The organism is Corallococcus aberystwythensis, from assembly GCF_003612165.1.
GTDB lineage: Bacteria > Myxococcota > Myxococcia > Myxococcales > Myxococcaceae > Corallococcus > Corallococcus aberystwythensis.
In genome coordinates this window covers 1-353 of sequence record NZ_RAWK01000562.1, presented here as the reverse complement: position 1 = coordinate 353, position 353 = coordinate 1, and the positions used below count along the sequence as shown (strand labels likewise).

The 353-nt window shown below is 69.4% G+C and carries 1 protein-coding gene and 1 pseudogene; both read right to left on the bottom strand.

Features of this window, described 5'->3' with window-relative positions:
• A partial coding sequence (locus D7W81_RS41455; protein WP_167508155.1) for an encapsulin occupies positions 1 to 131 on the bottom strand: 131 nt, incomplete at its 3' end.
• A 60-nt stretch (positions 132 to 191) separates the two neighbouring features.
• Positions 192 to 353, bottom strand: a pseudogene (locus D7W81_RS44345) (ferritin); the annotation flags it as partial.

Below are 353 nucleotides of genomic sequence, written 5' to 3'. Positions count from 1 at the left end.
AGCGGCCCGTAGATGTCCAGGATGCGGCGGCCCACCAGCGAACGGCGCGCCACCTGGATCACCGTCTCGTTGAGGCGCGCCCACTCCTCTTCGCGCAGCGGGTTCTCGGCATGTCCAAGGAAGTCAGGCATCGGTGTCTCCGTCACGAGCGGCGGCAGAGGAGGGGAGAGGAAGAAGAGAGCAAAAGGGTTTCAGCGACCGCCACCGGAGCCACCGCTACCGCCACCCCCACGGCGCAGGCTGCCGATGGTGAGGGGATGGCTGTTGGCTGAAGGCGGCGGCGCGGGCACGCCATAGATGAGGCGCTGGGGCGGCAGGTTCGTCAGGGGCTCGGCCGTCAGGCGACCCACCGC